This is a genomic window from Microbulbifer sp. TB1203 (assembly GCF_030997045.1).
GTDB lineage: Bacteria > Pseudomonadota > Gammaproteobacteria > Pseudomonadales > Cellvibrionaceae > Microbulbifer.
In genome coordinates this window covers 3,298,651-3,317,174 of sequence record NZ_CP116899.1, presented here as the reverse complement: position 1 = coordinate 3,317,174, position 18,524 = coordinate 3,298,651, and the positions used below count along the sequence as shown (strand labels likewise).

Here is an 18,524-nt window from a genome sequence, read left to right as displayed (position 1 = left end):
CTTACTCCATCAATTGATCATGGTCACGCCGCCTTTCAAGGTAAGCATGCCGCCGCCTTTGACTTCGGCAGTGGCGTCGCCCTTGAATGACAGCATGGTGCCCTTGATGGTAATTCCGGCGGGCGTCAGCTTGATGCTGCTGCCACCAACTTTCAATTCAATGGAGGATTTTGAAGTGATCTTGATCGCGCCCATGGCGTCGGTGGTTTGCGTACCCTTGCTGATCTTGAGGGTATGATTCCCAGCACCCAGGGTGGTTTTTTGATCGCCTTTGTCGATCTTGACAATCTGGTCCCCTTTGGCAATGGTGACTTTCTCACTGCCATCGGTGACGGTGACGCTGCGGTCCTGTTTGATCTCCAGGGTCTGCTCATTCTCGATCTTGCCGGTCTGGTCGTGGTGGATCACGAAGTTGTGGTCCCTGCCGGCCTCCATATAGATCTCTTCTTTGCCGCCCTTGTCGTCGAAGCGCAGTTCATTGAACGCACTGCCCTCGTATTCGGTTTTCCAGCCGCTTTGGGTGGCGGTGTAGTTGGGGCCGGGATTGTCGCCGTTGTAGACGGCTCCGGTAACCAGTGGGCGGTCCGGATCGCCGTTGATGTAAGTCACCACCACTTCCTGGCCGATACGGGGTACGAAGTTGGCGCCCCAGTTTTTGCCGGCGAAGGATTGCATTACCCGTATCCAGCAGCTGTTCTGCGCGGAGTTCCAGGGAAACTTCACCTTGATTTGGGTATAGGGGTCCTGGGAGCTGTCGGAAGCTGTGGCTTTTACTTCCAGTACCTGGGCCACCTGTGGCGAGTGAATCCTGTTGGAGCGCGCGAGCGGGTCCGGCCGGGGCATTACCGAAGCGGGCACGCAGCTGAACGTACTCCTGAAGTGCGTTTGGCCGCTGTTGCTGTCTGCCGCGAGTAATTTAACGGATGTGAGTAGGTACTTGCCTTTCTCCGTGCTCAGCGTGTGGTCGAAGTCAAAGCGGCCGCCGGCGCTGAAGGCGGGGCAATCGCTGCTCCCGTGGGCCATGTCGAACTGCGCCTCCTGGGACTCCATGGCCCTTTCCGCCAGCGCCTTGTGGTAGCTGTCCTTGAACTTGCGCTTGTGCTCGCCATCCTGCTCGAAGTGGTTCAGGCCGTAGAGGCTGCGCATATAGCTGGAAATATCGTTGAGCTTGCTGGTGGTCTTGACTTGCTGTTTGTTGTCCTTGGTCGCGGTGAATTCATTGTAGTCCTTGAACTCAAAACCGCCGCCGTGATAGTTGAAGACCCGGTCCCAGCTGCTGATGGTGTGCTTGGTTGGATGACTTCCGCCGCCGTCGTACTCCACCTTTTCCGATTCGCAGTCGTAGAAATCCTGCGGGTCGTCGCAGAGTACCAGCTCATGCTGCCCGTCGCTGTGTTTGAAATAGTAGACAATCCCTTCTTCAGACATCAGGCGGCTGATGAACTCAAAATCGCTCTCATCGAACTGTACGCAGTACTCGCGGGTGATGTATTCCGCGTTGAGCTTTGTGGAAAGCTTGATGACCTTGCTGTACTCGCCCAGCACTTCCTCCAGGATCTGCTTGGCCGATTTCTTCTCGAAAACACGGTTCTTGCCGCCGAGGCTGGTAAACCACAGGCCCGGGTGCAGTACTGCGGTATAGCTGCGCATGCCCTCGGCGTTGACATCGTGCATGGAGAAGTGGGTTACATAACCGCTGATGTAACGCGGTGTCTTAGCGTGGTGGATGGCTGCCGTCATCACCTTGCCAACGACGTCGTCCTGGGTGACGGTATGATTGTCGGAGAGCAGTTTGAGCGTGTAGTTGAACGGCTTCGAGATATGCTCTTCGCCGTCTATCATTGTGGCAATCAGTGCGTCCTTGCCGAGTGGGCAGTCGACGTTGATCATCCGTTTGTCTTGGCTAAGAATGGACATGCTTGTCACCGGGTTCCTGAGAGGTTGTCATGGTTTGAGATTTTTGCTCTGAATTCAAAAATTGTATTTCTGTGTGGTGGTCATCACAGCCACCCTTACATTTGACAGTTGATTTTTTCTCAAAATTCAGCCTACTGATTTCTGCTTGGCATGTAAATTGTAAGGCCTGACCCTGCTGACCTGCTTGACCCTGCTGACCTGCTGCTGACCTGACCTGTGCGACCTCAATTCGCCTGCAAGCAGGCTCCTATAGAGGGATTCCGCTTAACTTAGTGCCATTCGTGTTTGACCCATTTATCTGTCTGCGTAAAACGAGTCAAACTTAATTTATCAGAGAAATTTGTAGCAACTGCCGTAAAGCGCCAGCGCGCTGATTGTTGGGCCAGTGTGTCAGTATTTCCTCCACATCATCCAACGCTCTCTGCATATTACCTAGCTTGTGATTCAGTTCTGCGCGTGCGATCTGCGCTTCGTAATAAATATTACGGCCAGATAGATCAACGGCATCGGTGAACTCCGCCAAAGCAGCACTAAAATCGCCAACTGAAAGGTTGTACTGGCCCATTAGATAGCTCCCCAAAGGGGATAAGTGGCCTTTACCCCGTGCCAGTCGTATCTGATTGGGGATTCCGTCAGCCTGCCCCAGGCTATACGTTAGCTGTGCAAGATATACATGGGGTAACCCGTCGTTAGGTGTCCTATCTATATAGGTGCCTAGTAAAGGACGAATACTACCTTCAACCTTGGCCAGGTTTCGCGTGTTACTCTCATTGATTTTGATTAAAGAAGCACCAAGCAAAAAATGGCAACGGAGGTTGTCCGGATCAATCTCTAGAGAATTTTGAGATATCTGGGCGGCTTCTTCGTGCCGATTAAGCTGGAAAAGGCTCTCGGCTTCCAGCTGTAACAAAGTTGTGTGCATTCTCGTTGAATCGTCTGTAACCCGGATGACCTCAAGGGCTTCGATGAAGTTCTGGCTGTTAATATAGTTGTTCGCCAGAGCTATTCTTGCATCTAAATAACTTTCAGACTTAGGTGAAATTCCTTCGAGAAGTATTGATCCCGCATCACTCTGACCCGCATGGAAAAGAATCTCTGAAAGCCTTAGCTTCTCTGAATCCAGGATCGTCATGCCTATTGAGATGTTCTCTACAATCGCCATGGATAGCTGCACAATCTTCAGACTTGCTAGTACATCAAAGGGGTAAAATTCTACAATCTTCTGATAAGCTGCAATTGCCGACATAATATCTTTTCGATCTTCAGCAGCTTTGGCGCGGCACCTAAGCGCGACAGGATTACTTGCATCGATATCCAGAATGGATTCAATATGACCATCAACAACATCCGGAACGGACTGGAATGAGGCAAGGCGGGCCATAATCTCCATTTTGCCGAGGGAAAATGGAGACTCATCAGAAACAGTGGCTGCAACTTCAGTTGCTCTGAGGGGTTTACCACTAAACATCAAACCCTGAGCGTACAAATAAGCCGCATAATCGAACTTCGGTGCCATCTTGCATGTGTTGTATAGGTGCTCACATGAGGCTTCGAAGTTTAGGCTTGCTTGGAGAGCCTTTCCCGAGAAAAAGTGGAAATACAATGCTGCATGAGTCATTCCTTGCTCGTCATTCAACTGTTTATGGCAATAAAAAAGTAGCTGAAAGATATTAGGGTTCTCAGGATCTATAGATTTCCAGGAGTTCAGTATGTTTATAGCTAAATTTGGGTTTTCTCTCGCAATATGGGCGTCTGCAAGAATATTGTAAAATAGGGTTTCCTTTTTAATATTCAGGGCTATCTCAGCTATTCGAATGAGCTCATCGCAGGTGTTTCGGCCTTCAATATTGGCCATTGCGATGAGCTTATATCGAAACAGAGTGATATCATCCTTATATTCCGCAAGGTCTCTTTCACTTATTTTTTCATCAAGTTCTGACCACTTCTTTTCCTCGTAGAGTCTTTCCAGGAGCTCAGAAACATCAAGTTTCATGTTATTTTCCATGTAGCCAAAGGCAATCATTAATGTCAGTGGTTGACCAGTTCTCGATTTTGGTTCTCGAATTCAGGGAACCTAACCCACAGACTTTCCGAATGAGTCAGCAAATGCTGGGCTGCCCGAAGGTAATTCCTTCCGGTATCGTCATCAAGGTTGCTCATGGAGTATTGCCTTCCAATCAGAAAGCTGTGCGCAAACTGAAACCAGTTTTCAAACACACGGCGCGCTATTACGCCGTAGCCCATTACTGTCTGCCAAGCCTCATCTTCCTCGATATAGCCAGCCGTTAAAGCCATGCGCGCCAAAAATGTAGCGCGTGCAATATCCCATGCGACGATTCCACAACCATCGATAACGTCACGATAATGACGTATGGTTTTAAAGCGAGCATGCTGCTTCGGGTCTTTGTCTCGTAGGTTATCGAGCAAGCCGGAGATGTTCTCCGGGTGTAAAGTCAGAAAATATCCCCAGTCCTGATTAAAGACATTGCGCCCACCACCATCACGCAGCCAATCTATTGTTTCTCGATATTCTTGAGCGTTGGTGATGTCCCACCAGGCCGATAATATTTTACGGTACGCCTCGGGATCGTCGTGTCGAAGAATATCGTGCCTCTGGCCATTTACCTGTACGCTGATAGCGGACAGCCCCAAACACCAGAGTTGCTCGTTGGTGTAATCGTACGGGTTGAAACTGTTGAGTTTCGATTTCACTTTTCGTTTCCTTAATTTTGATCTCGTGCAGAAACGGAGTTGTAAGCCTTGTATTCTTTGCGTGTGCCACAGTTGGGTTTGTCATCTAAGACGGTTACTAACACTGCTACCATTTGTGCATTTTTTGGGCAGGCCTGACCCCTATATTATGTCGTATGTTTAGATATTCTATCGTTTAAACAGGCCGGGCAAACTGGCTTTAACTCTAGGGATATTTCAAAAGCAGTCTCCTCAGACTTTATTGTCTCGAGAATATTGGAGCCGAAGCTTTCCTGCAAGGAGTTTAAAAAATCTTCATCAACATAAAAATAATAGTCCTTTCCAGGCTCATCTTTATAGTGGATTTTATTTAACTCTAAATCCTTGCTATTCCCTAACACAAAGTCTAAAACGCCTTCAGAAACCAAGCTGGCAATATTTTCTCCATGAATCTTACATTTCATGTATGCCATCTAAAAACCAGCCTTCTTATGTGTGACCCTGTGCTCTTGAGGCGGTCAATCGGATGAAATCCCTATTATTTCCTTTCCGAATTCAACTTTGTACTTACTGTTAAGAATCTGGTCTTGGTTTACTCTTTTAAATTTTTCATAAAAAGAGTCTTTCCTGGCAGTGAATCCTTTACAGGAATCTATGAGGTTTTTATACGGATTTTGATCTTTGTCAGTTGAGTCGCGAGTGATAACTAGGCTCTCTAGGGGAGCGTCATTGTCAACCACTAGCACTCCTGGCTTTGGGACGTGGTATTTTTCGGCACAGCTCTCGCAGCACCACAGCAAAAAATAACTATCGTCTAGTAATTGAGTCGCCACATATCTAGCTTCTTGATTTTTGGAAGATTCGTCTGCCAGATGCCTGCAAACGTTCACAGAGCTATCTTTGTGAGTAATCTTCCTGAGCTTGCTTATTCCTTCTGCAAGGCTTTCTTTCTCGTTCTTCTGAGTCATTGTCCAAGCTCTTTTGATTCTTTTCGAAGGTTTCTCATGTATCTAGCAGTACTTCGATCTGGAGGACTTGCTGTTGGTGCTTCTGCTCTCCCTCCTGCTCTCATTACGTCGAAGCAATGTGTTAAGCAACTTTGGTTTTCAATGTCGTAAAGAGGGGTGTCTAAGCGATCAGGGTCACCGCCGGCGTTAATAAGCTTTTGGTTGCTGTCTTTTAGTAGAGCTTCTTGATGTTTCTGTGCGCCTAATGGGTCCGGTAGATGCACTTTAATTTTCTCGTAGTTTGGATCAGTGCTCATTTCATTTGTGTCAAGCACATCAATGAGAGTTTTTGTCGGAAAAGTTCTATTGGTACCCTCATATCCGCCAAGTTGCTCTGTCGAGATTGTTTTCTCTGAAGTGACGACTTCGATACCAAAGTGAACCTGATCTCCAGAACCTTTCTTATGAATAATGGCATAGCCTTCTTTGCTGGATAGGCCATATGGGTCTACCCAGCCTAAAGGATTGGGCGCATATTGATAATTATTGATCCCGCCTAGTAATCTTATGGGGTCCTGTGTGACAAACTGCCCAATCTCCGGATCATAATACCTAAATCGATTGTAATGCAGCCCAGTCTCCTCATCGAAATACTGCCCCTGAAACCGAATCGGCTGTTCGATCTTGTTACAGTGCTTGATGGCTACATTGCCATAGGTTTTGTAGCTGACGCTCCAGGCAATTTCGCCTTCGCTGTCGGTCAGTGTATCCGGCGTACCCAGATGGTCGAGATGGTAGTGATAGACCTCGCCGTCCTCGCTCAGCGCGATCGGCTTGAAGGTGCCGGGCTCGAAGTAGTAGGTGCGCGTCTTGAGGTCCTGGCCGCTGTCGGCATCGCGGGTGGTTTCCCGCAGCAGTACATCGCCATCCCACAGGAATTCTACCCGCTTTTCGCTATCCGCTTTGACGACACGCCGGCCCAGCGGGTCGTATTGGTAGTGGGTTTCCCGCTGGAGTTGTTCCGCTCCGCCTTCTTTTACCTTTAGCTGTTCGACCCTGACCAACTGCTGTCGGCTGTTATAGTGGTAGCGGGTCTGCAGCTTTTTGTCTTTCCCGCGCAGGGCGGCAATGCGGTTGCCGTGCACGTCGTAGCGGTAGTGGGTGTCGCCGCGGAAGGCGAGGCGGTTGCCGCTGACTTTGGTTTCTCCCGCCTGTTGCCTGGCTTCTTCCGGGCTGCCGGCGGCGGCGAGGATGTTGTGCGCCGGGTCGTGGACGAAGTGTTCCGGGTTGGGGCCGTCCACCTGGGTGAGGCGGTCGAGGGCGTCGTAGTGATAGTGGCGGCTGCCGCGCAGGCTGTCGTCTATCTGGCTGATCTGGCCGTTGCGGTTGTAGTGGTAACTGCGTTCGTGTAGCGGATTTTCCACGGGGCCGGTGGCTTTGCCAAAGCGCATTTTATGCAGGCGGCCCTGGGGGTCGTAGTCCCGTTCGCTGGCGAGGCCGTTGCCGTGCTGTCTCTGGATCTCGCGGCCCTGGTCGTCGCGTTCGATGGCGGCGAGCAGTTGTTCAGTGCCGTTGTTTATGCGGTGCAGGCTCTGGAACCGGCCGGTGGGATCGTAGGCGAGCTTGAGTTCTTCGCCGTCCGGCAGGGTGCTGGCGATGCGGTTACCCGCGGCGTCGTAGCGGTGGCTGATTTTGGCCTGGTCCTGCCAGTCGGTGGTGACGCGGCCACAGGGGTCGTATTCCCAGCGCAGTTTGCGGTGGGCATTTTCCGCTTCGATCAATTGGCCGGCGCGGTTGTAGCGGAAGCCGGTGACGCCGTCGGGGGTGGTTTCCCGCAGCAGCCGCCCAAAGGCGTCGCGCTCGAAGGCGGTGTCAATGCCCCGGCCGGTGTCCAGATCGGTGACGGCGCGGCTGGCGATCAGGTGGCCGGCGCGGTTGTAGGCGTAGCGGGTGGTGCGGCCGTCGAAGCCCACCTCCTCGATGAGGCGTTCGCTGAGGTCGTATTTGAGCTTGTAGCGCTCGCCCTTTTCGTTGGTGAGGCCGGTCAGGTTGCGCTCGCCGTCGTAGTGGTATTCGAGGCGGCTGCCGTCGGGGTTGGTGCGCGCACATACCTGGCTGAGGCCGTCGTAGTCGTAGCGAGTGCTGCGGCCCTCGGGGTCGATGATTTCCGCTACCAGGCCCTGGGGATTGTAGCGGTACTGGGTGCGGGCGCCGTCCGCCGCGATTACCGCGCTGATACGGTCCTGGCTATCGTACTCGTAGCGGGTGCTCTGGCTCGGTCCGCCTTGCTCCGAGCCCTGTTGTGCCCCTTGTCGAATCTCCACCAGGCGCTGGGCGTTGTCGTAGCGGTAGTGCCGGGAGCGGCCCATGGCGTCGTGGATGGCACTGAGCTTGCCCTGGGGATTCCACAGATAGCGAATGGTGTTGTCGAGAGGGTCGGTGACGCTGCCCACCAGGCCGATGGGGTTGTAGGCATACTTTGTCGCGTTGCCGAGCGGGTCGATGCTCTCGGTAACCTGGCCGTTTTTGTTGTAGCGGCGTTCCCATGAGTGGCCGGCGGGATCGGTGATTTTGGCCAGCAGGCCCTCGGCGTTGTATTCGATACGGTGCGCGCCGCCGGCGGCGTCGGTCTTTTGGATCAGGCGGCCGTAGGAGTCGTATTCGTAGTGTTCCTCGCGGGGGAGCCCCTCCTCGCTGGGCAACTGGACTTTGGTCAGCTGGCCGAGGGTGTTGTAGCTGTAGAGGGTTTCGGCACCCTCCGCATCCCTGTAATAGATGGGCAGGGCGCGGTCGTTGAAGCGGTAGCGCTCCCGGCCGCCACGGGTGTCGGTGACGGTGACACCCTTGCGATCGTCGTCCCAGTCGAACTGGTAGCTATAGGTGGGCTGGCCGTCGATGGGGTCGCCCCATTGGCGCAGGCAGCGGGCGCCGGGGCCCTCGGCGTCCCACTCGAAATAGAAGTTGTAGCCGCTCTTGAGGGTACGTTGTTTGATAACGTGGCGGTGATACTGGTAGCGCTCGCTGTGGCCGTCGGCATCGGTGGCCTGGATCAGGTCGCCTTCGTCGCTGTACTGGTAGCTGGCGAGGGCCGTGATGCGGCCGTCGCGGGTTTCCTTCTTTAGTTCGCCGATGCGGCTACGATTTGCGTTGCCCTGGGGCTGGCTGATGTGCAGGGCTTCGCCGAGGCTGCTCTCGACGCAGATCAGGCGTTCGTCGACATAGTGGAAACGATGAAAGTTGCCGTAGCCGTCGCGGATCTCCGCCAGGGAGAAATAGTCTGCAAATGCACCGGCGGGTTTGAAGTGTTTCTGCACACCATTCGGCGCGCCGTAGGGGGCGATTATCCAGTGATCGTCATCGACGCGGGTGAGACTGAGCTTTTCCGCCACATTGTGGCTGCGGCCGCTGGCGCCCGGAGCGGGGAGGGCAATGATCCGGCCCTCGGCGTCGTGGAAGTGCAGCGGCTTGCCTTTGCCGCGCCATTCCAGGCGCTCGCCGAGGGTATGCGTCCAGCCGCAACCCATGCCGAAGTCTTTCGGGTTGCTGCTGCGGTAGGTGCGCGCCAGGGTGAAGGGCAGGGGGCCGTCCAGCACCGCGTCCACCAGGGTGAGGCGCTCCTCGCCGGTTTTCAGGTTGATGGGCTCGCCGCCTTCCAGGGCCGTTTCGTTGTTCTGGGTGCTGTCGCCGTTCCGGTTTTGCCCGGTCTCGCTGTTGGTGTTATCTGGCTCGTTGCTGTTGTTTGGCTCGCTGGTGTTGTCCGCGCGACTATTGTTGTCGGCAGCGCCGTCGCCCTTTCCGGCGTTGCCGGAATCCGCAGCGTTCGATTGGCGCGCCGGCTGCGGGGTCGCCGCTTGGGGGGCGGGGGCGTCGACGGATTCCAGGTCGGAGAAGCTGGCGCCCCGGGTTCTCATCCGCCTCAGGCGCTGCTTCTTGAGCCGAGCGAAGCGCATCATCAGTTTTCCGATGCGTTCGAAGCGGGCGATCAGGCGCGCATTTTTGGCTAGGGCTGCCACGGCGCCGGCGCCGCCGGTCACCGCCGCCAATACAATGGTAAGCACGATTTCAAACACACCGCCGCCGGTGAATTCGGTTACTTCCAGGCTGTGTTGGGCGCTGACGTAGTCCCTGGCAAATCGGGTGATAGCGCTGCGCAGATCGGGATCATCGTAAATCAGTTCGGCAACTTCGAAAGCCTGGCGCAGTTGTTCCGCTGTGATCGAGGTGGGATCGAATCCCAGCACATCGACCACTTCCCTTTTGACGTCGGCCAGATACTCCCGGCCGGATTCCTCCAGGGGTTTGTCGTGGTAGATATAGTCGACCGCGGCGTTAGTGGCGGCGAATGCCTGACGGGCGGGGCTGATCACGGCTGCCACTTCGAGCACGTCCTTGACCCAGACCCCCAAGCCCCAGGCCGCCTGGCCGAAGCCGGTGGCGTAGCGCTTTATGTAAGCGCCCGCTTTTTCCAGTGCATTGCGCTGTTCATGCATTTCCTGGATGCGGACCGCCTCGGCCCGCTCTTCGGCGACGATCTGCTGCAGGCCCCTGCGAATCTGGGCTGCCAGTGCGGATTGCTCTTCCGCCAACTGGTCATCACCGAGGGGATTTTCCTCGATGATCAGGCGCTGATCGGCCAGGGCGCGGTAGATATCCCTGCGTTGGCCGGTGACGCCGGCCGGCGCACCCGCATAGGGGTCCAACGGGTGGTGGTCTTCATGCCCGTTGCGATAATGCAGGCCTGTGGGATCGGGAAGCCGTTGTTCGAAGCGAAGGAATCTATCGTAAATTTGCTCGATTACCGCTTCGTCAAAGCTCAAGAGTAGTTGAAGGTCGACATTGCTCTGTGCAAAAGCCTGTGAAAGGAACGGCGGCTGATACCATCCTTCCCTTACGCGGTAGCGAACGCCCTGTCTGTTTTCAACATCCAAAAACATGGCTAGTCCCTGAAAACCCTGCAGTGTATTCCTTGAGCGAAAGAAGCACCGAGGGGCCGCAGCCCCCGCAGCTTTTGGCTGCAGGCACTCGGCCCCTGCGGTGAGAACCGAAAAAGCTGCTTACAGCACGGTAGCGGTAGTGAGATCGTAACCCACGCGCATATTTTTCGGGTTTTTGTTGGTTTTGTCTGCGTGGTTGAGGTCCGCTTCGATCTTGGAGAAGCTCAGAGAGAGAGACTCCTGCGGAGCACCACCTGCAGAGGCGCTGATGCTGTAGGAAGAGATGATGCAGTCCTCCAGAGCGTAAACCGCGTACTTCTCTACGGAGTTGGCTCCGGTCTGTACTACGTGGATCTCAGCCTTGACGCCTTCGTCGCCGGAAACAGAAGCCTTGAACAGACCGCCGGAAGCCGCATCGATGCGCTTGGTTACGGTAATTTCGCTGATGCTCGGGCGGGAAGCCTCGCGGTTCGCCATAGCGCCGGCTTCCATGCTGATGCCGCGGCCGACACCAAAGTTGAAGCTGTCCACTTCGATCCAGTCCTCGTAACCTTTGGCAGTTACGTTACCTTTCGGCGCGTTGTTGTTGAAGTTCATGTAAATAGCCATGGAAAATCCCTCGTGGTTATGTGGTCCGTGACATGGGTGGTGATTCCTTTACCACCGCGAAACGCAGTAGTTAAGGGCTTGCCGTAACGGCAACTGGAAGCATTTAATCAGAGTGATCTGCAAAAAAAAACCATGTTTTTCAATAATTTAATTGACTCTGGCACGAATTCATAAGCTGGCGAAGCTTGTTTGCCGGCAGCAGTTATGTCACCTCCGGCAAAATTCACTCTGGCACTGTTTTTGGGGGCCGCATCGTTGCTTGAGTGTGCTGTTGGTGCGGTGATGGTGAGGGGGCTCAGGCTATGTCCGGGCAAGCTCCCCACTCGGGACCGAATTTCTGTGAAAAAATTTTGACCCGGCTGCGCGCAGGCTTTGGCTGGACCGAAAAGTCCGGAAAAGGAGGGCAAGTGGAAAATCCGGGCCCTGTAGGATGGGCAAAGCGCAGCGTGCCCATCAAGGCTGACTTGGCACCATCCTGGTCCGGATGTAATTTGTGATAGGTATCATTGTTGCTGTGACCCCCGTCCGGTATAATCCGCCGCTACTTCTGCAGTTCCTTCTTTAGATTTAGTCAGATACCAGAACTTTCACAGGCTAGCTATGGCATCCGGACGTGCTGTAGACATTTTCCATGGAGGTGGATTTGAACGACAAGACTCGTATAGCCAAGCCGGTTGACAAGGCGCGCGATGACGGCGATACGACAGTATTTGTCGGCCGCGACAACACCGGGGCTAACGATCACCCGCCGGTGGGGAGCAATCCCGGCCTTATTCCCTCCGCCGCTGCGGATTTCACCGCTGACGCTACCGTATTGAAGCCGGATTCCAGGGACTCGGATGCCACGCGAATAGCCTCGCCGGCTCGTGAAGCCGTATTCTTCGAGCCCTCCTCCTCCCGAGTCGGTGCCGTTACCAAGACGGTTATCAAGGGGCGCTTCGAGCTGGACAAGCTGCTCGGGGTCGGCGGCATGGGAGCGGTGTACAAGGCACTGGACCGGCGGAAAGTGGAGGCCAGTGACAGCGAGCCCTACGTCGCCATCAAGCTGCTGAACGACGATTTCCGCCAGCACCCCGACGCCTTCATCTCATTGCAGCGCGAAGCGCGCAAATCGCAGACCCTGGCGCACCCGAACATCGTAACGGTCTACGATTTCGACCGCGAGGGTGAGCGGGTCTTCATGACCATGGAGTTCCTGGAGGGGGCGCCGCTCGACAAGTTGTTGCGCGAGCACGCTGGTGTGGGCTTGGAGTTCGAGCTCGCCTGCAGCGTTCTGAAAGATATCTCCCAGGCCCTGATCTACGCACACTCCCACAGTATCGTCCACTCGGACTTCAAGCCGGGTAATATTTTCGTAACCGAGAAGAAGGGTGCGAAGGTATTCGACTTCGGCATCGCCCGCGCGGTTTCGGAAGGCAGTATCGCCAGCAAGGTCGGCGAGAAAACCCTCTTCGATGCCAGCACCCTGGGAGCCCTGACCCCGGCCTACGCCAGCATGGAAATGCTGCAGGGCGGAGAGCCCGCACCCAGTGACGATGTCTACGCGCTGGGCTGCGTTGCCTACGAGTTGTTTTCCGGCCGTCATCCATTCGATAAGACGCCCGCGGACAAAGCCTGGGAGCAGAGGCTGAAACCGGAACGGATCAGAGGGCTGAACCGCCGCCAGTGGCGCGCGCTGGAATCCGCGCTGGCCCTCAAACGTCGGGACCGCACTGCCACGGTGGAAGAGTTTGTCCAGAGGTTCTTCGTCAACAACACCTGGAAATGGCTTTTGGGCGGCGCGTTTGCCGCTCTGCTGGTGGGGGCCGGCGTTGCCTACAATCAACTGGAAAGGGAAAACGTCGCCGAGCAGCAGCGGGTAAAAATCGAGCTGGAGCAGAAGCTGCAGAAAGAGCTGAAAGAGCGGAGGATCGCCGACAAGCGCCAGACTATCGGCCGCCTGATCGATCTCAGTACTCTCACTCCATCCTGGGAAGAAGATCTCCAGGTAGAGCTGGATGAATACGCGCAACTGAATCCCGAGGATGAGAACTACCTCGACACCTCACGCCAGCAGGTCTACGAACTCTTCGTCGCCGCCGCCACCGGCCAGCTCAACCTCGGCAACCTGGACCAGGCGGACGCCATGCTTACCAGCGCCGCCAACTGGTACGGCGAATCCGGCGAAACCGCCGCAATCAAATCCCAGTTGGAGCAGGAGCGCGAAGAACTGCGTGCGCGTCTCGAAGCCGAGCGCCTTGCCGCCGAGCGCGAAGCCGAACGCCTGCGCCAGCAGGAACTGGCAGAAGAGCGCCGCCGCGCGGAACAGGAAAAACAACGGCAGCTCAACGCCATCCTCGGTGAAATGGAAGACTCCCTGCGTTGCCGCTTCGATATGAATATCGGCGGCGTTTCCCCGCAGCTCACTGCGCTTGCCCAGTTGGACGCCGCCAAGGCCCTGAAAATCCGCCCGGTACTGGCTGAAGAGCTGAATGGCTGCATCCAAGGCCTTGCCGCGGAAGACCCCTTGCGCACCGCGCCCCTGCTGCAAGACGCCCGAGCGCTGCTGCCGGAGCAACAGTTGTTGCAGGATTTCAAGCTGGACTACTGCGGCCACCTGCAACCGGGCAGCGGTGGCCGGGGCGACCGCTACACCTGCGCCGACCGCCTCGAAGACGGCAGCAAAGGCCCCACCATGGTCGTCGTCAATGGCGATACCCGCAAAGCACTTGTGGTGAGCAAATACGAAATCAGCAACGCGGAGTTCAAGCGCTTCTGCAGCGCCACCAGCCACTGCGAGGGCCTAAAGCTCGGCCCGGACACACTGCCCGTCAATAACGTTTCCGTTGCTCAGGCGGAAGAGTACCTCGACTGGCTCAGCGCCCAGACCGGCTATGACTACCGCCTGCCCAGCGAGCGGGAATGGTTTGCCGCCGCCAGCGGCAACGGAGAAACCGAGGCCGCAGACCGCAACTGCTACCTCAAGTACGGGGGCATTGAGAAGGGTACTGAACTGTTGGCCGCCAGAGCGGGCACCGGCAACGCCTTCGGCATCGTCAACGCCGTGGGCAACGTGCAGGAGTGGGTATTTGGCCCCGAGGGCAAATTGATGGCCGCCGGCGGCAGCCGCGATGACGCCATGAGCCGCTGCCTGGTCACCACCAAACGCTTCCACAGCGGCGAGGCCGACGGGCTCACCGGGTTCCGTATCGTTCGCAATTTCGAGTGATTCCAAAACGCCAATACTGCGCTCAAAATCAAAAGCAGACCGCGGGCGCTTAAAAATAGTGACAAGGATTTGTAGGGGGGAGTATGAATACCCGTGGTAAAACCCGACTGGCCGTCGCCGGTGCCAGCCTGCTGCTGGTCGCGCCTTATCTCAACGCCCAGGAAGGGGACTCCAGCTTTCGCAGCCGCGTCCGTGCCGCCTTCGACCAGGACGCGCCCACCATCAACGAGCAGGACGTCATCCGCGACTTCGAGCATCGCACCCGCAGCGAAGACCCCAACCTCAATACCGAAATCCCTCAAGTCTCCCAGCGCAACCGCGGCCCGCGCATCACAGTAAAGGAATTCCGCTTTCATCGCCTGAAGGAATACCCGGAGTTCGGTATCACCAAAGAGGTCGTGGAGCAGCTCGCCGAAGGGCTGCGGATAAAATTCATGAAGGAAGACCAGCTCCTCGCCAGCGGCTACACCGCCGATGAACTGGAAGAGCTCGCCCTCACGCTCGACGGCATGAACCTGCGCTACGAATCCGAAGACCTGGGCCCCGCAGAACTGCGCCGCCTCAGCAATATCATCGATCAGCAGAATGCCCAGCGCGGCCTCAGCTACGGCGACCTGGAGGAAATCGCCGCGGAGCTCACTCGCTTCTACCGCAAACAGGGGCTCTTCCTCGCCCAGGTGCAGCTACCCGCACAGGAAGTGCAAAACGGCGTGGTCACCCTTGTCGTGCAGGAGGGCCTGCTAGGCCAGATCGCCGCCGAAGGCAATAACAACTACTCCTTGGAACAGCTGGCCGCTCCCTTTGAAAACCATCGCGGCAAACTGGTCAACCACGAAGATATCGAAGAGGGACTCTACCTCCTCAACGACCTGCCGGCCCTCAATATCACCGGCTACTTCAGCCCCGGCGACAATCCCGGTGAAACCCGCCTCAACTTAAAGGCGCGGGACGAAAGCACCTGGAAAATGGTGACCCGCCTGGACAACCACGGCTCCATCTTTACCGGCGACCTGCGCTCCTACAGTTCCCTGGAATGGCTGAACCCCACCGGCATCGGCGACGCCCTGACCATCGGTTACCTCAAATCCAACAACGTCGACAATATGGACTCGGACTACGGCTCCGACCTCGGCCAGATCCGCTACAGCCTGCCCCTGTTCGGCCCGCGAACCCGTCTGCAGTTCTCCGCGGACTACAACCAGTTCAAACTGCGCGACCTGGACAACGACAACAACGTCGTCAATCTGCTGGAAATCGAAGGAACCAACGAAAGCTACGCGATGACCGTAGACCACAAGTTCCGCCGCTCCCGGGGCTTCAATCTCACCGGCTCCTTCAGCCTCACCGACAAAAAATCGGATCTCGACGCCATTATTGAACTGCCCGAACCGGGAGACCACGTATACGGCAGCGAACTGGGCTTCTATATCGACGGCCTCTCCAGCGGCGCCGTACCGATGCTCAACGTCCTCAATACCAAAATACAGTACGGTGAATTCCAGAACGAAGTGGACGAGTTGCGCGGTGGAGACTTTACCAAAGTTGCCGTGGACACCAGTTCCCTGTTTTTCCTGCCCGTCCCGTTTACCGAAGCCAAGTCGCGCCTCATCCTGAAGAGCCGCTGGCAGTACAGCGACGCCAGCCTGCCCGGTTTCGAACAGTTCACCCTCGGCGGTGCCAACGGCGTGCGGGCTTTCGACGTGCGCGACTTCTCCGCCGACCAGGCCGGCCTTCTCTCCGCCGAGTGGTACTTCGACCTGCCCAACGTCCTGAACCCGCGTGTTTTCGGCGAGCGCCTGAACGACATCTTCCAGTTCGCTCTGATTGCAGACGGCGGCTACGGTGTGGTCAACAACTACGAAGAGGACGAACTCGGCGAAGAGATTCCCAGCGATTGGGCCGCCTTCGGCGGCGCCGGCATGCTGTTCAAATTCAGCTGGCGCGAATCCTTCGCCAGCCAGATCTCCGTCGCCTGGCCCACCACCTCCAAGTCTTCCATTGAAGGCACCGGAGACGATGCAGATAAGCCGACAATTTATGCGGATATGTCTTTCTCCTTTTAACCGAAGGGCAAACGGAAACCGGCTGACGCGAACGCTTTCTGTAGGAGCCTGCTTGCAGGCGAATTGAGGTCGTAACAGCCTCAAAAATATCCGCTTGCAAGCAGACTTCTATACCGATGGATACTTCGTAGGATGGGCAAAGCGGAGCGTGCCCATCAAATGGAAGAGGTTTAGGCCATCCAGCAAAGAATTTTAGAACATTCGAATTAAAGAAAATCTGAGGCAAGGATTAATTATGACCACGAACCACAACAGCAAACTCGCGGTATTCACACTGAGCCTACTGCTTGCCGCCTGCGGTGGCGGAGGCAGCAGTTCCGGCAGCTCCAGTAACTCAAGCAGCTCAAGCAGTTCCAGTAGCTCGAGCAGCTCCAGCAGCTCCTCTTCCGGTGGCGAGGTGGAGCCCCCGCCGGAGCCGCCGCAAGCCCCGGCGCTGAGTTGGGAGCCCCGGCAGACCAAGACGTTCCACTTCAGTTGGGAAGCCGTGGAAAACGTGGACGAATACCACCTGCTGGAAAATACCGATGGAACTACCGGCTACGAAGCTATCGCCACCATCGACGGCGGGGCAACGGAGCACGGCCTGACCGTATTCCTGCCTGAGAAAATGGCGGCCAGTTATATCCTGGAGGCCTGTAATGAAAATGGCTGTACCGAGTCCGACAGTGTGGCGGTGAGTGGCAACCTGGCGGAGGCTGTTGGTTATTCCAAGGCGTCCAATACGGAGGCGGGCGATTGGTTTGGCGCAGCTCTAGCCCTGTCTGCGGATGGTTCCACCCTGGCAGTGGCTGCAACTCGTGAAGACAGCGCGGCGGCGGGGGTGGATGGCGATCAGGATGACAATGAAGGTGGGGATCGCGGGGCCGTCTATGTATTCCGCATGGTTGATGGCTCATGGCAACAGCAGGCCTACCTGAAGTCCTCCAATGCGTTTGATGTAGGTATATTGGGGGCCGGGTTTGGGTTTGGCTATTCTCTTTCCCTTTCCGCAGACGGCAATACCCTTGCCGTGGGTGCACCATATGAGAATAGCGCCTCTACAGGTGTCAATGGGGATCAGGATAATGCCGATGCCAGCAAAAGTGGCGCTGTCTATATTTTGGCTTATGAGGAGCAGGAGTGGAAGCATCAGGCCTATGTCAAGGCATCCAATGCCGGGGTGGCGGATCGTTTCGGTTGGAGTGTTTCTCTGTCCGCGGATGGGGAGATCCTGGCGGTGGGGGCCAGCTACGAGCGTAGTGCGGCGACCGGTATCGACGGCGATCAAAACAATGACGACGCTTTGGGCGCTGGCGCGGTTTACCTGTTCAGCAAGGACAGCGGCGAATGGCAGCAGAACTTCTATATCAAGGCTTCCAACACAGAAGAAGAGGACTATTTTGGGGCCCAAATTGCCTTATCTGGGGATGCCCAAACTCTGGCGGTGACGGCCGAGCGGGAACAGGGCCTGTCTCCAGGGGTAAATGGGGATCAAGAGGATAACTCCGGTGCCGTTCTCACTGGTGCCGTCTACGTATTCGCGCGCGGGGGGGATAGTTGGGCACAGCAGGCTTATTTGAAATCTTCCAACATTGATTCGAGTGATCTATTTGGTTGGTCACTGGCGATTTCCGCGGACGGCAGTACCCTGGCTGTGGGCGCAAGGGGTGAAGATGGCGAAGCGACCGGTGTCAATGGCGATCAGAGCAGTAACGACATGGAAGATAGCGGCGCCGTCTATGTTTTTGAGCGCAACGAGGGTAGCTGGGAGCAGAAGACCTATCTGAAGGCTTCCAATACGGATGCCAGTGACGAGTTTGGTAGGCAACTGGCGATATCCGCCGATGGCAGCAGGCTGGCCGTCTCTTCGATTGGCGATGACAGCGCGGCAAAGGGTATTGACGGCGATCAGACCGATAACAGTTTGGCGTCTACGGGTGCTGTTTACCTTTTTTCCAAGGAGGACGGAGATTGGCGCCAGGAGCATTATATAAAGGCCTCCAATACCGATGCCGCAGATGGATTCGGTCACAGTCTTGGCCTCTCCGGGGATGGCCGGACTTTGGCAGTAGGCGCGCGAAGAGAAGACAGTCAGGCTAAGGGCGTGAACGGTGACCAGGAGGATAACAGCATGAGTGAAGCCGGCGCCGTGTACCTCTATTGACGTCCGGTGAAG

10 protein-coding genes are annotated in these 18,524 nt (G+C 56.0%); 3 read left to right on the top strand and 7 right to left on the bottom strand.

Going from position 1 to position 18,524, the window contains the following annotated elements:
* Window positions 1-9: 9 nt before the first annotated feature.
* The 7 genes from PP263_RS13870 to PP263_RS13840 all read right to left on the bottom strand — a co-directional run bounded on the left by PP263_RS13870 (window position 10) and on the right by PP263_RS13840 (window position 11,098).
* On the bottom strand, window positions 10-1,917 hold the full coding sequence (locus PP263_RS13870) for a type VI secretion system tip protein TssI/VgrG (RefSeq protein ID WP_308364158.1): 1,908 nt from the start codon (window positions 1,915-1,917) through the stop codon (window positions 10-12).
* Window positions 1,918-2,239: 322 nt separating this feature from the next.
* Window positions 2,240-3,910: a tetratricopeptide repeat protein gene (locus tag PP263_RS13865; protein WP_308364156.1), complete on the bottom strand. Its 1,671-nt coding sequence runs from the start codon at window positions 3,908-3,910 to the stop codon at window positions 2,240-2,242.
* A 35-nt stretch (window positions 3,911-3,945) separates the two neighbouring features.
* On the bottom strand, window positions 3,946-4,629 hold the full coding sequence (locus PP263_RS13860) for a DUF1266 domain-containing protein (protein WP_308364155.1): 684 nt from the start codon (window positions 4,627-4,629) through the stop codon (window positions 3,946-3,948).
* 146 nt (window positions 4,630-4,775) lie between these two features.
* A complete protein-coding gene (locus PP263_RS13855; RefSeq protein ID WP_308364154.1) occupies window positions 4,776-5,081 on the bottom strand; it encodes a hypothetical protein in 306 nt (101 codons plus the stop codon).
* Window positions 5,082-5,126: 45 nt separating this feature from the next.
* On the bottom strand, window positions 5,127-5,576 hold the full coding sequence (locus PP263_RS13850) for a hypothetical protein (RefSeq protein WP_308364152.1): 450 nt from the start codon (window positions 5,574-5,576) through the stop codon (window positions 5,127-5,129).
* The gene (locus PP263_RS13845) at window positions 5,573-10,489 is read right to left on the bottom strand and encodes an RHS repeat-associated core domain-containing protein (protein WP_308364151.1); all 4,917 of its coding nucleotides are present in this window, start codon (window positions 10,487-10,489) and stop codon (window positions 5,573-5,575) included. Before PP263_RS13845 ends, PP263_RS13850 begins: the two co-directional genes overlap by 4 nt.
* 120 nt (window positions 10,490-10,609) lie before the next feature.
* The gene (locus tag PP263_RS13840; protein ID WP_308364149.1) at window positions 10,610-11,098 is read right to left on the bottom strand and encodes a type VI secretion system tube protein Hcp; all 489 of its coding nucleotides are present in this window, start codon (window positions 11,096-11,098) and stop codon (window positions 10,610-10,612) included.
* 643 nt (window positions 11,099-11,741) lie between these two features.
* Here PP263_RS13840 and PP263_RS13835 point away from each other — a divergent pair.
* The 3 genes from PP263_RS13835 (at window position 11,742) to PP263_RS13825 (ending at window position 18,512) form a co-directional block, all read left to right on the top strand.
* Entirely contained in the window at window positions 11,742-14,306 is a 2,565-nt protein-coding gene (locus PP263_RS13835) for a protein kinase (RefSeq protein ID WP_308364148.1), read from the top strand.
* A gap of 83 nt (window positions 14,307-14,389) precedes the next feature.
* Window positions 14,390-16,369 (top strand): ShlB/FhaC/HecB family hemolysin secretion/activation protein, encoded by a 1,980-nt coding sequence (locus tag PP263_RS13830; protein WP_308364146.1) that lies wholly within the window; start codon window positions 14,390-14,392, stop codon window positions 16,367-16,369.
* 484 nt (window positions 16,370-16,853) lie between these two features.
* Window positions 16,854-18,512, top strand: coding sequence for a histidine kinase (locus PP263_RS13825; protein ID WP_308364145.1), 1,659 nt, complete (start codon window positions 16,854-16,856; stop codon window positions 18,510-18,512).
* Window positions 18,513-18,524: the final 12 nt, after the last annotated feature.

Excerpts from the sequence above, each read along its gene's own strand:
- PP263_RS13840 (WP_308364149.1), bottom strand. The coding sequence starts at position 11,098 with ATGGCTATTTACATGAACTTCAACAACAACGCGCCGAAAGGTAACGTA.
- PP263_RS13845 (WP_308364151.1), bottom strand. The coding sequence starts at position 10,489 with ATGTTTTTGGATGTTGAAAACAGACAGGGCGTTCGCTACCGCGTAAGG.
- PP263_RS13855 (WP_308364154.1), bottom strand. The coding sequence starts at position 5,081 with ATGGCATACATGAAATGTAAGATTCATGGAGAAAATATTGCCAGCTTG.
- PP263_RS13850 (WP_308364152.1), bottom strand. The coding sequence starts at position 5,576 with ATGACTCAGAAGAACGAGAAAGAAAGCCTTGCAGAAGGAATAAGCAAG.
- PP263_RS13830 (WP_308364146.1), top strand. The coding sequence starts at position 14,390 with ATGAATACCCGTGGTAAAACCCGACTGGCCGTCGCCGGTGCCAGCCTG.
- PP263_RS13870 (WP_308364158.1), bottom strand. The coding sequence starts at position 1,917 with ATGTCCATTCTTAGCCAAGACAAACGGATGATCAACGTCGACTGCCCA.
- PP263_RS13865 (WP_308364156.1), bottom strand. The coding sequence starts at position 3,910 with ATGAAACTTGATGTTTCTGAGCTCCTGGAAAGACTCTACGAGGAAAAG.